Below are 14,955 nucleotides of genomic sequence, written 5' to 3'. Positions count from 1 at the left end.
GGATTCGAACCCGAGACCTACGCATTACGAGCCCGATAGGGGTCGTGCCGGGCTGTGCTGCGTGGTCGCATCAGATCCCGTTTTCGCAGATCAGAGCACATGTCGTGGTCCCGCTGTTCGTACCCCGTGTTGCACCGTCCACAGGCGTCCGCGCTCCCCTTGCGCTCCCCTGCCAACGGATCGGGACACGACCGCAGTCCGGTCGGCTTCATTCGGTGGATCCGATCGAGATCGACCGCGACCCATGAGAAGACACCGGTCAACGTGTCCGCGTCGCGAGCCGCCTTGGAACATTGAGGAGCAGCGACACGAGCAGGATTTCCGCCGAAGCGGCGAGTTCCGCAACGAGATCCGCATGTGCGGGCTCCCCGGCCTCAGTGGTTGTCAGGTCGGCCATGTCGTCCGGGTCGACCTGAGCCGCTGATGCGAACCGCTCTGAGGCCACCGCCAGAGAGGCGGGACGGCGTCTCGATGGACGGCTACGCCTGCGACAGGTGCCCTCCACGCATCCAGCGGTACCCCTTCGGAAGGGGGCTTCCCGGTGGGACGAACGACCAGCGGCCTGGACCGCTGATTTGTCCGATCACCGGTCGGCGCAGGACTTCCTCGAACCAGGCCGCAGCAGTCTCTCCCAGTTCCTCCGGGTCACCGGAGGACTTCACCGTCGTCACCAACGGGTTCTCCTCGGGCCAGTAGGTCTGGTTGTGCACAGCGCTGCACAGAAGTTCGCCTTCGACCAGAATGGCTCCGAGCGTCAGAAGGACACGCTTCCCGATAATATCGCATACGTCGACGATCAGGCGCAGTTCGCCTTTGTCCTCTTCGATTTCATCGTCGTCCATCTCCTCCCCTGGCTCGAAAACCAGCACGGTCGTGTACTGGGGTAGGCATTCTGGCCAATTCCGAGCGTACGACCTCACCCGGTCCACGAACGCCTTCTGTCGGTCGTCCACTTCATCGTCTTCAACTTCGAACCAGTCTTCATCCATAGCGCCATATTAGCCCATGCGAAAGTCCGGATTCTGTCGCCTTTGCGGTTTCCGGGAACGCTCAGGCGACAGAAACCCAAACACTTGCTCATTCTCGGATGTCACTCATCCTCAAACGCCATGGCTTCGGCCTGAGCCATACTCTCCGCTTCGAGTTCTGCGTACTCTTCCGCTTCGGCTTCCGACACCGCTTCGGAATTCTGGAGCTCGGCTAGTCGCCCTCCTTCCTGCATCTTCGCACCGGACGCCTTGAACTGATCAAGCTCGTGGGAGTCCTGGCATCGTATGCAGATTTCCACCTCCTCCTCGTCGCGAGGCCGAAGAGTCTCCGTGAATTGAAGGTCCTCCTTCTTGGAACCGTGGCTTTCCGCCTCGCTGTCGCAAAGGTCTTCGGCGCAGTACCCTCTACTGCCCTTGCGCTGCGACTTCAGAGCGGCCCAGTAGATCGTCTTCTTTTTCTCGTCCCACGCCACGGAGATGGTCGTGAACCGCCTGAACTGAGTGGGTGAAAGCTTTCCTTCGGCGACGAGTTTCTGCAGGCTCGCCAGCACATCCGCCCGAACCTCGCGCGCAGCCGCAAGATATTCCTTCGTCTGCCATTCCTGATCAGCAACGGCAACGGCCCCTGAAACCGAATTCTTGCCGCTGATCTTGGCGATGTACGCGTCCTGCTCGTACGTGGTCTGTGCTGCTGCTGCTCGGATCGCGGCCGCGGTGGCCCCGACCACAGCCGCGTCGACGTGCCTGCCGTCGGGGAGGATGTCCTTCGCGTCAGCGCTCGCTGCGGTTCCGTACTCCAGGTTGGGCCTGCTGCCCTTTCCGCAGTATTCGGTTTCGCCGCAGTCCCGCAGCCCGGTGGGGTCACTGCCAGTGGTGGGGTTGTCGTCGGCGTAGGTGTAGCCGTTCAGGGATTGTGCGTCGCTCGTGTCGAGGAGAAGATCGACGCTGAGGAAGCGGCCGGTGGCAGGGGCGTATTCGCGCGCGCCGACATACGTGAGGCTGCTGGTGGAGTCGGTGGCTTTGCCGAGAAAGGTCTTGTCGTCGGGCCAGGTTCCGGTGCCGCCGCCGCGCGGCGCCCCGAAGGGGGTGGTGTAACGCGTGGTGATCGCCTGGCTGGTGGCGTCGAGGGCGAGACTGCTGGTGCCGTGCCGGTCTGCGGCGAGCCAGGACAGTGTTTCGGTGCCGGTCTGGTTGCTGCGCAGGGCGATCGTGGTGGCGCCTGCGGTGTAGTAGCGCTGGGCCCAGTACTTGGTCGTCGAGGTGGACGCGTCGAGGTGGACCTCGGTGGCGTCGTCAAGGTAGAGAACGGTCTCTCCACCGGTGTTGCGACGAATCAGGAGGTTGCCGTCAGCGTCGTAGATGTGGCTGGTGGTGCTCTTCGTGGTGCCGGAGCTGGATTTCTCGGTGAGGGTGTCGAGCCGGCCCTCGGGGTTCCAGGTGAGGCTCTGGGAGTCGGTGCCGTTGGGTCGGCCGGTGGTGTTGCCGGTCTTGTCGTAGGCGTAGGTGGCGGTGACTCCCGTGCATGAGGACGCCGTGGTCGTCGCGGTCAGTCCGTGCGGGTGAGCGGTGTCGCCGTAGCAGTAGGTCTTGGTGGTGTCGCCGGCAGAGGTGTGGCTGGTCTCCGTGTCGCGCAGCCCGCTGTCGCTGTAGGAGTACGAGGTCCAGTACGGGGCGGCACCGCCGAGGTTGGCCGCGGTGCGGCCGGAGGTGGAGCAGTCGGCGGTGGTCGGAGTCCAGGCCTCGGTCAGGCGCCGGTGTCCGTCGTAGGTGAAGCACTGGTCGTCGGCCTTGCCCGTGCCGCCGAGGGTGGTGGGGTCGGTGATGGAGGTGACGTTGCCGGCGTCGTCGTAGGCGTAGTTCAGTTCCTGAAGTTCGTAGTTGTGGGTCTGGTCGGTGACGGCCGACTGCTTGAGCCGGTCGGTGCCTTCCTCCCAGGCGTTGGTGATGTAGGCCTTCTTGGTGCCGGCTGCCGCGGAGGTGCCGAGGGTGAGCTGGTCGGTCTGGCCGATGGCGGAGTAGGCGGCGCCGAGGAGGTATCCGCTGGAGCCGCTGACGGTGGTGGGCAGACCGACGGTGTCGTAGCCGGTGTTGACGGTCTCGGCGGCGAGGCCGCCGGCCGCGGGCTCGGAGATGTACTGCCGGGTGCCGTCGAGGTTGTAGTACGTCGAGGACGTCGTCGTCGCTGCCACGGCGCCGGAGGTGACCAGGGGGTCGGTAGACGGCAGGACCAACTGGGTCGTGGTCGGACGGTACAGGCTGTCGTAGGCGGTGACCTTCCGGGTGTAGGCCGTGCCGGTCACGCCACCGACGTAGCTGGTGGCCGAGTCCAACTGGCCCTTGGCCAGGGTGTCGTAGGCCCAGTGGGTGAGTTTGTCGGCATCGGTCCTGGCCGTCTGCCACTCGTCGGTCGTGCGGCCGAGTTCGTCGTAGCCGTAGAGGAGGGTGGTGTTGCGGGAATCCGTGGTGCCGGAGACCTGGTCCAGGTCGGTGTACGACGTGGTGGTGGTTCCCTTGTCCGGGTCCGTCGCCGAGACCTGTCGGCCGAACAGGTCGTAGGTGTAGGACCACTTGGTGCCGTCGGGGCCGGTGACGGTGTCCGGCTTGCCGTCGCGGGTGTACGCGTACTTGGTCGAGGTGTAGGCGGCACCGCTGCCCGCGCCGTAGGCGGTGTCGGCCGGGTCGTTGCCGGAGTAGTCGCGGCGCTCGGTGGTGCGGCCGAAGATGTCGGCGATGGTGCGGACGGCTGAGCCGCCGGCCGGAGCAGTGGTGGCGGTGGAGTCTCCGGTGTACGTCGTCGACGTGGACCGCTTCTTGACGCCGTAGACGTAGAAGGTGCTGCTTGTCGGACGTTCCGCGCCGTCGAACTCCGTGTCGGTCTGCTTGGGCGCGCCACCGTATTCAGCCCGTGCGTAGGTGCCGGACGGGGACGTGGCAGAGTCGAAGACGTCGGCGTAGGTCTCGTAGGCCAGGCCGCGGCTGTCGTAGCGAGTGTCGGTGAGCAGACGGCCGCCGTTCGCCGTCGGAGACTGGGTTTGCAGCGAGCGCAGCAGCGAGTCGTAGATCGTGTAGCTGGTGTTGTAGACGCCGTCGGCGCGGATGGTGGAGGTGGAGACCCAGGACGGGGCGGTGCCGGTGACGGAGTACGCGTAGGTGTAGTTGGCGCCGTATCCGGCGGCACGGGAACGGTTGGGCAGCCAGACGGCGGTGACCCGGCCCAGGGCGTCATACGTCGACTCGGTCAGCTTCGTGTTGACGTCGTAGACCTTGACGGGGGTGCCGCGGGCGTAGTCGAGGTAGGAGTAGCTCTTCTGGGTTTTCGCGTTGGTGACCGTGACCTTGGTCAGCGGGCCGGTCGTGGTCGGGGTGTAGACGGTGGTGGTCGGGTTGCCGGCGGCATCGGTCACGGTCCCGGGCCGGCCCAGGGTGTCGTAGCCCGTCGTGCTGGCGACGGTCTGCCAGGAGGTCGGGTACCGCTCGCCGTTGGTGGCGGTCGCTGGATAGGCGGAGGCACGTCCGGTCCAGGTGGCGTTGCCGAGGGTGGGAGTCTGCGAGGCGGTCCAGGCGGTGGCACTGGTGCCGTCGTAGACGGTGGCCTTGTCGGACAGGACATCGCCGCGGGAGCCGGACGAGGCAGGCAGGTTCAGGTCGGTCTCGGCGGTGGAGCAGGCGCGGCCGACGACCCGGGTGCGGGAGACCAGTGAGGTGATGCCCAGGCTCGCGTTGCGGGCGTACCAGGTGCGGGTGCACGTCTCGTCGCCGCTGAGGCCGAGCTGGCCGGAGTCGTTGACGCTGACGGGCATGCCGTAGCTGTCGAAGCTGGTGTTCACGCTGTGCGTGCGCCAGCCGGCGGTGGCCGTCAGGTAGGTGGAGGTCTCGGTCTTGTAGGTGCGGACGAAGTAGGCCTGGATGTCGGCGTACGACTTCTTCTGGCTGGCGGTGAGCTGGGACCAGGGGTAGTCGACCGTCACGGAGACCGGCGCGGAGCCGTTGTACGTGACCTGTTCACGGCTGAAACCGGCGAAGCGGTCGCTGTCGGTCTGGTCGGCCACGCTCAGGCCGGTGAAGCCGATGCCCGGAACGGAGACCGAGCGGGTCGTACCGTCCTTCTGCCTGTCGCCGTCCATGCCCTGCAGGTACAGCGACACGGTCTTGGACTGGGTTTCGCTGGACGCGCCCTTGACGGTGGTGACGGTGCGGTAGCCCCGCCAGTCGGACCAGGTTCGCTCCTTGTCCGGGGTGATGGGGTTGTCGCTGTAGTGCCAGGCCGGGCCCGAGTAGCTGTAGTGGCTCTCCATCGTCTCGCCGTGACCCGTGGGGTCGGAGGTGATGACGTCGGTCACCCGGTACTTGTTGAACCAGTCCAGCGACGCCTCGGTGGCGCCGTTGATGTGCCAGTACACCGGGTAGCAGCTCATCGTGTCGTTGTCCTCGGACGACGGCATGGTCGAGCCGCGTACGCACTCCGGGTTCGAGAGGGTCACGGTGGTGACGGCGCCCGTCTCCGAGGTGATCGTCTGAATACGGGGCCGGTTCAGCGGCAGGATGTTGTCGGTGGAGGAATCGACACGGTTGGGCCGCATCTGGTAGGTGAACGTCACCGGATCCAGGGAGACGGCGGTGCCGTTCTTGCCTGTGTGCCGGATGCTCTTGAGGACCAGGGTCTGGTCGGAGCTGTTGCCGATGTCGCCGGGGTCCAGGAACTGCTGGGCCAGCGCCCAGGAGTCGACATCCGTGTAGGCACTGGTGGAGGCCGACCAGGCGTGGGTGTCGATGCTGGTCAGGCGCTTACGCGTGAAGAACGTGGGACCGGTGGCAAGACAGTCGGCGCCGGAGGCGCAGATGCGGTCGAAGGGGACGTCGGGCCAGTTGGAGGCGGTGGAGGACGTCAGTGAGGAGCAGTCGGAGGCAGTGCACCGCTCGTCGTAGCCGAAGGTGACCTCGTCCGAGGCCGTGCCGGTGAACAGGGTGTCCTTGTTCTGGCCGTAGAGGATCTTGGTGAGGTAGCCGCCCCGCGTGTACTGGGCGGTGCCGGTGGACGCGCCGTTCTTGCCGTAGTAGTTGGTCTCGGCGGTGTACCAGTACGACATCGCGTTGCCGTGCGGGTCCACGACGTAGTCCAGGTTCCACCGCCAGGCCTGGTTGAGCGCACGGCCGGAGAAGGAGTCTCCGGCCGAGTAGCCGGGCTCTCCGGAATCGTCGCCGAACACCGGGACCGTCCACACCGAGTTGGTGCGCTGGGTGTCGGCGCCGGGCAGCTTGTCGAGACCGAAGACGTACTTGGTGCCGTCGCCTGTGGTGACCGTCCAGTACTCGCCCGCGCCATCGAGGCCGGAGTCGCCCTCGTCGCCGTTGTCCGCGCCGGTGGAGTGGGTGACGGTCGAGGCGTCGTCGTCCTTGAGGTGCCAGGCGCCGGTGGTGTCGTCCTTGACCAGCTCGGTGGACTTGCCGTTCAGCACCAGCAGGGCGTTGTCGTACTTCCAGCACAGGTCGTACTTGCCGTCCTGGCCGTCGTCGTCACAGGAGCCGTAGGACCGTTCGACGTAGGACGAGGTCAGGTCGTAACCCTCACCGACCTGGGAACCCTGGTTGTTCGTCGACGCGGTCCTGCCATCCACGCTGCCGGAGTCGTACGACAACGACAGCTGGGGAGCCGGCCCCGCGGCGGCGGGCGGCGTGGTCATGGGATACGACCAGCTGAAGGCGCCCGAAGAGCCGCCGGCTGCCCAGCTGGTGGAGGCCGACAGCGGGCTGGCCGCGTAGTTGCCGGCGCCGGACGCCGATTCCCCAGATGTGGCGGTCGCAGCCAATACCGTGGCCGAGGAGGTCGTATCGGCGGCCATCAGGGCGGCGCGCGGCATCGAACGCGAGGCCCGCTCCGGACCGGCGCCGCGGCCTGCCTGGCCGAGACCGACCTTGGCCGTCAGGGTCTGCTTGCCGATGTCGTTGTGCGAGCCGAGCGGGGTCTGCGTCCGGCAGGCCGCTTTCTGCGGTGTGGTCAGGACGCACGCGGGGAGCTGGACCAGCCGCAGCCGCCCGGACCAGCCGCCGCCGTAGGCCGAGGCGAACGCCGAGTAATCGACGCTCAGTCGGGCGGAGCCCGGTGCGCTCGCCGAGGCCGTCAGGATTACACCCTTGATGCCTGCCGCCTGCGCCTGCCGTTGCCCGAGAATCCGCACCTGCACCTGGCCTGACGCGGAGCCATTCGCGCGACCGGCCGCAACCGTGACCGCCAGTCCTCCCGCCATCAGCCGCGTCGCACCCTGCCCGGGTATCCGCCCAGTGGCCGTGGCGTCGGCGGGCCAGACGGCGTGCTGCTGGGCACGCGCTCGCTTGGCCTGAGCCGCGTTGACGGTTCTGCCTCTCGCGACCTGCTCCCGGGCCCGCTTGGCACCGAGGCCGGGGTGCGCCCGGACCTTGTCGACCCGCTGCTTGGGCAGGGAGGGCTTGCCCAGGCCGCCACCGGCCGCATGCGCCACCGGTGCCCCCAGCCCCGCCGAAGCGGCCAAGGCCATGCTCAGCACGGCGACGACAGGTGTCAGGGCGCCGCGGATCCAGCGGGCTTTCATGCCGGAACTCATGACCGGACCTCCATGCGATCAAGCTGTGGAAGCGGGAGAAGTGGAAGTGGGAGAATTTGCGCTGCGGCCCGGTGGGACGGCTGTTCACCGCCCCACCGGATGTGCGTCGTGGGGTCAGTCCCCGACGGTGTCGATGATTTGTTGCTGGTCGGCCATGGCACCGGTCCAGAGCCTGATGTCGGTGATCTTTCCGGGCAGGTAGTGGCCCCACGCTCCGCCGACGTATCCCTCACCGGCCGCGAAGTCACCGGCCCCCGCCACAGCCGTGTAGGGATGGGTGGCATCCGCGCCGTTCTCGTCGGGGCCGAGGTAGAAGTGGATCGTGCCGGAGGGGGCGTCGTAGGTTCCGGTCATCCGTACGGGGCTGCCGAGCACTGCGGCCTCGTCGGAGACCACTCCGTCGAAACCGCCGTCCGTGTTCAGCCGGCCGAAGTACCACTTGCCGACCGGGACGGTGGTGTCGGTGTCCGGGTCGAGGTCGGTGCCGGTCAACTGGTACCAGAAACCCCAGGAGGAGCCGTCCGCACCGCGCTGGCCGATGACCTGGGCGGTGTATCCGACCGGCTTGGACAACAGGGCGTCCCTGTCCACGTCCACCAGCGTGGTGGCGGTGAACGAGGCCGTGTCGTCGAGCACCGGTCCGGGCGCGGTGGCGGCGCCGTCCGTTCCGTTCAGGACGAGGGCCCGGCCGTCGAGCGAGGCACCGCCGGCCAGGGTGAGCGTGCGGCCGTAGCCGGAGGTGGAGTCCGTCAGCGTGGTGCCGCCGGCGCCGTCCGGGTTCCAGGCGCCCATCAGCTCCACGCCCGTCGCGCCATTGGCGTCGAGCAACTGGTCCTCAGTGGCGACCTCGTCGTCCGTCAGGACGCGCTGCCAGACAGCTACCTCGTCGACCCGTCCCCGCCAGTAGTTCACGTAACTGCCCGGGGTGAAGCTGGCCCGGCCGAACTGCAGGGTGCCGTCGGTGACTGTGGCGTCCGACGTGCTGGGCAGCGCCACCGGCGAGCCCTGCAAACGACCGTTGACGTACAGGGAGATGGTGCGGTCCACGGAGTTGTAGACGCCGGTCAGGTGCGTCCACGCCTTCAGCGGCACCCCGGCCGCGTCGGCGTTCGCGCCCAGGTACTTGCGTACTCCGTTCTCGTACCAGTTCCACAGGAACACCCAGCGCTGGATGCCCGGCGAGTAGTACAGGGCGAACCCGGAGCCGTCGCTGCCCGTCTCCGACACCACCGTGCGGAAGTCGGATCCGTCCGAAAGGTAGGCCCATGCCGAAACAGTGAACGACGACTGGGTGTTGACCACCGGAGTGGCTGAGGCCGCATACCCGGACTGGCGGGTGGTGTCGGAGGTGTCGTTCAGCCACAGCGAACGGTCCCCGTCACCCCGGCGTGCCAGCGACGACCAGCCCGCGCCTTGGGTGTAGAGGGTCGCCGGGTGACGTGTGCCCTCGGTCGCCGTGTCCGCGGCCGTGGTCACGCCGGAGCCCGGTGCCGCGTCGTCGAAGTGCCAGCGGCCGATCGCCGTCTGCCCCTCGGCGACATTGAACTTCACGATCGTCTTCGCGCCCCAGCGTTGGGCACTGTCCTGCGCCCGCACCTGCAGTTGCTGGGTGCCCGCCAACTGGGGGTGATCCCGGCCGTGACCTTGTTGCCGGAGATCGGCTTGGACCAGGAGGTGGAGGTCGCCAGCTTGTACTCGTAAGCAGTGTTGGTGTCCCCCGAGGCCGGCGAGAAGGTGAACTGGCCCGCCACGCCCGGGCCTCCGGCCGGGTCGCAAGCGTTGGCCGTGCACTCCGAGTACGGGCTGCCGAAGGTGATCGTGGGCGCCTTCGGGGCGGTGGTGTCCACCTTGAAGTAGCACCAGCCCTTGGTGGTCACCGTGCTGTGCGACTCCAGATAATCGGCACCGCTGTTGTAGTAGGAGCGGGAGAACACCGCCAGGCGGTACAGCGGCCCCTCGGACAACGTGATCGGTGACGGGTAGGTGAGCACGGCGCCGTTGCCGACGTAGCCGCTGGTGGGCCGCACCGGCTCGGTCGCCACCGACCAACTGCCGTCGCTGTTCTGCTTCTGGATGTAGAAGTGGGCGCGCAGGCTCGCCCCGCTGCCACCACCGGTCGCCGTCCACACCGTCGCGGTCAGACTGGGGGTGGGATCCGCGATCACGTCCGGGTCGCCCGAGTTGGTCTCGCAGCTGATCCCGCTGCCCTCGACGAGGCCCGCCTTGGTCGGCGCGGCAGGCAGCCCCACATAGGTCACCGACAGCACCGCGTCGTTCCGAAACCGCTTCCACGCGCTGGTGTCCGTCTCGTCCCGAGCCTTCAGCAGCAGCGTCAACCGGGAGAACTTCCCCGCCGCGAAATCCCCCACCGCGGACGTCAGACTCGAACCGCTGAACTCGATCGGAGCGTCCGGCTGCGAAGGATCACACAGAGAGCTGCGGCCCGCCGAGACGTCCCGGCTGGCCATCGTCCCCAGGTATGGCGGACGGGTCGACCAGGTGGTGGACGACGAGATGTTGCCGGTGCGCTCCAGATCGATCCAGCGCGCATCGCAGGTGAACGACCAGCTCTCGGTCGCCCGGAAAGTCGCCGACAACACCTTCTTGCCCGCCAGGCTGCTCGGCGAGAACTGGAAGTACAGCCGCTCGGTGTAGCCGGGGCCGCAGTAGTAGCCGTTCCACGAGGAGCAATGACCCATGCCCTTGCCCTCGTTGCTACTGCCGTTATCCCAGTTGAAGTCGGTGACACCGTCCGAGCGCAGATACGTGTGGGCCGTCTGGTCCAGGCCGACACTGGGGTCGATGTAGAGGGGGTAGGCGCTGCTGTCGCTGTTCGCCAGCATGCCCGCGTCCGGCACCACGGCCAGCGAATCCGGGCCGACCTGGACCGGCAGCACCGTGGATGCGTCGCCGCCGCCCGGGCCCGCCGTACCGTCCGCCGACGCCCCGGCGGAGGGGTCCGTGGTGGGCGCCGGGGAGGGGTCGCTCGCCTGCGTGACCGCAGTCGTCCGCTCCAACTGAGTGGATGTGCCGGAGGTGGTCGCGTCGCCCTGTGAATCCCACATCAGCGCGGCCGGAGCGGAGAAGACGGGGCGCGCGTCGTCGTCCACGGCGGTCATCCCGCCGCCGCTCGTCGACGCCACCGTCAGCCCGTCCGACTGCAGCGAGAAGGCAACCTTCTTCAGCTCCGGGTCGGCAGCCGCCTGCGGGGTCTTCACCACGAGCAGTTCACGGAAGCCCTCGGTCGTCGCCGTCATCCGCAGGTCCACGCCGGGCAGCACATCGGCGTAGACCGCGCTCGCCCCGTCCAGCGTCGGCTTCGGCAGCGTCCCCGGCCAGCCCAGCCGCAACGACTTGCCACCCCGGGCGATGTCCACCAGCCCCGAACCGTCACCGCCATCAGAGAACGCCAGATCCACCACCGTCGCCTTCGGGCCGACCGTCCCGTCCGACCGCATCTCCAGGCTCGGATCCGGGGACACCCACGACCCGTCGCCCTGGTGCACCCGCACCGGCACCGTCGACTGGTCCAGCCTGAACGTCGTGCCGTCCGGATTGGCGTACGTCGTCGTGTACTCCGTACGGTCGGCGCCGACCTCAACCGCGGAACCACTGGCCACCGCCTTCTGGGAGGCGGTCGCCTCCGCAGAAAGGGACGTCGTGCCGTCGGAACCGGTGACCTGGCCACCGGCAACGGCCGTATAGGCGGCGGCCGTCGCAACAGGCTGAATCAACAAGACGAACGCAGCCAGCCACGCCGTACGCGACGACCACACACGTCTACCCCCCGAATCCCCCACAGCCCACCCCTGAACACTTGACGAAGCGATCACAATCACTTGGCGATTGAGGATCATGGCAGGGGTGGCACAGCCGAAGACCAAGGGATATTCCAAGATCGGGCAACAAACCGACCGCACAGGCGCAAAGAATTCGATCGTTCACCTTAATAACAGGTGCCGTACATGAGTGGGTCATCGAATTCAGTCGGGGACCCCTTCGCGTCGGGAGCGTCTCGTGGTCGCGCAGAGTGACCGTAGGCGCTGGTTGGCGCGGTTGCGGTAGCCGAAGGCGCATCGCGCGTCGAGCTTGATGACGCGGTTGTTGCCCTCGCCGGCGGCGTTCGTGATCCCGGTCAGGACGTACGCCTCGATGCCGTCCCACCACTGGGCGACGGTCTCGGCGAGGGTGGCCAGTTCCGACAGGTGGGCGTGGTCGGCGCAGTGGGCCTGGAAGCAGTAGCGGGCGGCGGAGATCGCGGGGTGGCCGGGAGCGGTGTGGGTGTGCTTGGCGGCCAGGTGGAGCAGGCTGCGCAGGAGTTCCTCGGCTTGCCGGCCGGCCAGGATCTGCCGCCCGTAGGTACCCATGGACGTCAACTCGCTGATCACGTGGCCGGAGCCAGGCCGACTCCAAGTCGTTCTGCACCATCGGGTGGCCGACGCCGTACTTGCGCATCACGGCCCGCTTCGACAATCAGCACGGCAGCCCCTGCGGATCGCCGCGCATAGCAGGCCCACCCGCACGAGACCGAGCTGACCGCGGTGGCCGTGGAGGCGCATCTGCCGCACTACGGCGAGACGGTCGGCGAGGTGACCGAGGAACTGGAGATCGAGGAACGGGCCTGCCACCGCTGGCTGGCTGCCGCCGAGCCATACGTCACCGAGCACAGCGTCACTTTCAAGGGCGGGACACGGGCCGGGCACGCGGCTCAGGAACTGGTGCGTGCAGCCGAACAACACCGGGCGGACCTGATCATGGTCGGCCACAGCGGACACTCCTGGGTATAGGGCCGCTTACTGGACCCCACCGCGGAGAAGATCAGCCGCCACGCCCTCCGCTCGGTCCTGATCCGCGCTGACGGCCCGGTCGGCCTCGCTGATGTCGGCATAGGCCTCGGCAACGCACATCTCGCAGAGTCCGTGGCCGGGACCGCGGCCCGGACAGAATTTGTGGACTCCCAACAGAAGTCGCGATCTCCACGCATTCCCCAAACCCAGGGTCCACACGCCGGCAACCGCCGGAGACGGGGCCACCGCAGCGCCGTTCCTACCTGGAACACCGATAGCCAGTCACTTCCACCCCTGCACCGACCACCCTGACCCGGCCATCGACACGCCCGGCTTTCCCGACACTCGCGGGCCGAGACACCCCCGTGCGCAAAGTACCAGGTCACAGGCATGGGACAGCGAATCTCAATGCGCACCCCTTGCGCTCCCCCTCAGGCGCCGCCGCCCAACAAGCTGACCAGCCATCAGAGGCCCAGCACAAAAGACCAGGTCAGAGGGCATCTGACCTGGTCCTAAGTGGAGCCGCCTTCGGGATTCGAACCCGAGACCTACGCATTACGAGTGCGTTGCTCTGGCCATCTGAGCTAAGGCGGCGCGCTGTCCGCACTATGGTGCGATCAGCAACGTCGGTAAGTCTACACAGTTTCGGGGGGTGCTCCGTACCGGCCCCGGGCCACCCGCGCCGGGGCCGGTGAGGTGGGCTATGAGCAGCGTTTTCCCTTCGTGGGAGGGGTGCCGCGGAGCAGGTAGGCGTTGATCGTGGAGTCGATGCAGTCGCTGCCGCGGCCGTAAGCGGTGTGGCCGTCGCCTTCGTAGGTGAGGAGGCGGGCGGAGGAGAGCTGGCCGGCCAGGGCGCGGGCCCAGCGGTAGGGCGTCGCGGGGTCGCGGGTGGTGCCGACCACGATGATCGGGGCGGCGCCCTTGGCCTCGATGCGGCGCGGTACGCCCGTGGGCGCCACTGGCCAGTACGCGCAGGGCAGGGTGGCCCAGGCGAGGCCCTCGCCGAAGACCGGGGAGGCCTTCTCGAAGGTGGGGAGGTCCTTCTGCACCTCCTCGGGGGTGTCGAAGGCGGCCGGGAGGTCGAGGCAGTTCACGGCGGCGTTGGCGAACATCAGGTTGGTGTAGCGGCCGTCGGCGTCACGCTCGTAGTAGCTGTCGGAGAGGGCGAGCAGGCCCGCGCCGTCCTTCTCCTTCATCGCCAGAGTCAGCGCCTCGCGCAGCTGCGCCCACGCTCCCTCGTCGTACATCGCCGCGATCACGCCGGTGGTGGCGAGGGACTCGGTGAGCGTGCGGCCGTCCGCGTCGCCGGTGGGGATGGGCTGTGCGTCGAGCTTCGTGAAGAACGCCTTCAGGTTGTCGCCGACCTTCGCCGGCGCCGTGCCCTTGCCGCCGAGCGGACAGTCCGGCTGCTGCACGCAGTCCTTCGCGAAGGACTGGAACGCCGTCTCGAAGCCCGCGGTCTGGTCGAGGTTCAGTCGGCGGGCGGGCAGCGACGGGTCCATCGCGCCGTCCAGCACCATCCGCCCGGCCCGGTCGGGGAACAGACCCGCGTACGTCGCCCCGAGGAACGTCCCGTACGACGCCCCCACGAAGTTCAGCCTCCGGTCCCCCAGCGCCGCCCGCACGATGTCCATGTCCCGCGCCGCCTCGGCAGTCGAGACATGGCGCAGCAGCTCGGGCGAGTCGCTGCCGCAGCCCTCCGCGAACTTCTTGTACGCGTCGACGAGTTGGGTCGTCTCCCGCTCGTCGTCGGGCGTGGTGTCCGTCCGGGTGTACGTGTCCATCTCCCGCCCGTCGAGGCATTCGACGGGCTCACTGCGGGCGACCCCGCGCGGGTCCACGGCCACCATGTCGTAGCGCGCGCGGACCTCCGCCGGGTAGCCGACACCGGCGTACGCCTGCACGTAGCCGACCGCCGAGCCGCCCGGCCCGCCCGGGTTCACCAGCAGCGATCCCAGACGCTTGCCCGGGCCCGCGGCCTTCTTGCGGGCGACGGCGAGCCGGATGTCGCCGGCGTCGGGCCGGTCGTAGTCGAGCGGCGCCTTGATCGTGGCGCACTCGAACCCGGGGACCCCGCAGCTGCGCCAGCCCGGTCTCTGCTCGTAGAACGGCGAGAGCGCCGCCGGCGTCGCCTGAGGCAGCGCGGCCAGCGCCGCCTCGGCCGCCGTACCGGCCGACGTCGTCGCACCTCCGGAGGAGCAGGCGGAGGCGAGCAGGGTGATGGCCGTGAGGAGTGCAGCAGCGGTGGTTGTAGTACCGGGAGTGCCGGGGCGGGCGGGGTGCTGGAGCCTGGGCTTCGGCTTCGGCTTCGGCTTCGGCTTCGGGCTCCGGCTGGTCGGTCGGGATGCGCGCCTGATGTGCATCCAGCGAGCGTAACCCTGCGCGGTGGACTGGTCGCTGTGCGTGCAAGGTGTGGCTCGTAGGCGTGCGGGTCAGGTCTCGGTCGGATGCGGGTGAGGTCTCGGTCGGATGCGGGTCGCCTCTCGGTCAGACACAGGTCGGACGCAGGTCGGCCGAGATCGGGCCTGCGGTGCGCCCCGTACGGGCACGGGTCCCCCCTCGGACAGGTGCGGGGCCTGCCACGTACGGGTACGAGTTCCG

7 protein-coding genes and 1 tRNA gene are annotated in these 14,955 nt (G+C 68.1%); 1 reads left to right on the top strand and 7 read right to left on the bottom strand.

The genetic code is table 11. The annotated features are described in order from the left end of the window. Positions 1–479 precede the first annotated feature (479 nt). The 5 genes from QQY66_RS27610 to QQY66_RS27595 all read right to left on the bottom strand — a co-directional run bounded on the left by QQY66_RS27610 (position 480) and on the right by QQY66_RS27595 (position 11,934). Positions 480–989, bottom strand: coding sequence for a hypothetical protein (locus QQY66_RS27610; RefSeq protein WP_301982981.1), 510 nt, complete (start codon positions 987–989; stop codon positions 480–482). A gap of 101 nt (positions 990–1,090) precedes the next feature. Beyond that, positions 1,091–7,567, bottom strand: a complete 6,477-nt coding sequence (locus QQY66_RS27605) for an RHS repeat-associated core domain-containing protein (protein WP_301982980.1) — start codon at positions 7,565–7,567, stop codon at positions 1,091–1,093. A 114-nt stretch (positions 7,568–7,681) separates the two neighbouring features. After that, positions 7,682–9,187, bottom strand: coding sequence for a LamG-like jellyroll fold domain-containing protein (locus QQY66_RS50485; protein ID WP_367666999.1), 1,506 nt, complete (start codon positions 9,185–9,187; stop codon positions 7,682–7,684). Then, complete coding sequence (locus QQY66_RS50480; RefSeq protein ID WP_367666998.1) at positions 9,115–11,301, bottom strand: hypothetical protein; 2,187 nt, start codon at positions 11,299–11,301, stop codon at positions 9,115–9,117. Before QQY66_RS50480 ends, QQY66_RS50485 begins: the two co-directional genes overlap by 73 nt. A 249-nt stretch (positions 11,302–11,550) precedes the next feature. Next, a complete protein-coding gene (locus QQY66_RS27595) occupies positions 11,551–11,934 on the bottom strand; it encodes a transposase (protein ID WP_301982979.1) in 384 nt (127 codons plus the stop codon). A 165-nt stretch (positions 11,935–12,099) separates the two neighbouring features. On the opposite strand from QQY66_RS27595, the gene QQY66_RS27590 reads away from it, so the two are divergent. Next, positions 12,100–12,354: a universal stress protein gene (locus QQY66_RS27590; RefSeq protein ID WP_367667090.1), complete on the top strand. Its 255-nt coding sequence runs from the start codon at positions 12,100–12,102 to the stop codon at positions 12,352–12,354. A gap of 517 nt (positions 12,355–12,871) precedes the next feature. Here QQY66_RS27590 and QQY66_RS27585 read toward each other — a convergent pair. Beyond that, a tRNA-Thr gene (locus QQY66_RS27585) sits at positions 12,872–12,948 on the bottom strand. A gap of 107 nt (positions 12,949–13,055) precedes the next feature. Beyond that, entirely contained in the window at positions 13,056–14,717 is a 1,662-nt protein-coding gene (locus QQY66_RS27580) for an alpha/beta hydrolase (RefSeq protein WP_301982977.1), read from the bottom strand. Positions 14,718–14,955 lie beyond the last annotated feature (238 nt).

It is taken from the genome of Streptomyces sp. DG2A-72 (genome assembly GCF_030499575.1).
Taxonomy (GTDB): domain Bacteria; phylum Actinomycetota; class Actinomycetes; order Streptomycetales; family Streptomycetaceae; genus Streptomyces.
This window is presented reverse-complemented; position numbering and strand designations above follow the sequence as displayed.

What these genes read in the sequence shown, in the direction of transcription:
- QQY66_RS27610 (WP_301982981.1), bottom strand. Translation starts at nt 989, where the DNA reads ATGGATGAAGACTGGTTCGAAGTTGAAGACGATGAAGTGGACGACCGA.
- QQY66_RS27605 (WP_301982980.1), bottom strand. Translation starts at nt 7,567, where the DNA reads ATGAGTTCCGGCATGAAAGCCCGCTGGATCCGCGGCGCCCTGACACCT.
- QQY66_RS27595 (WP_301982979.1), bottom strand. Translation starts at nt 11,934, where the DNA reads ATGGGTACCTACGGGCGGCAGATCCTGGCCGGCCGGCAAGCCGAGGAA.
- QQY66_RS27580 (WP_301982977.1), bottom strand. Translation starts at nt 14,717, where the DNA reads ATGCACATCAGGCGCGCATCCCGACCGACCAGCCGGAGCCCGAAGCCG.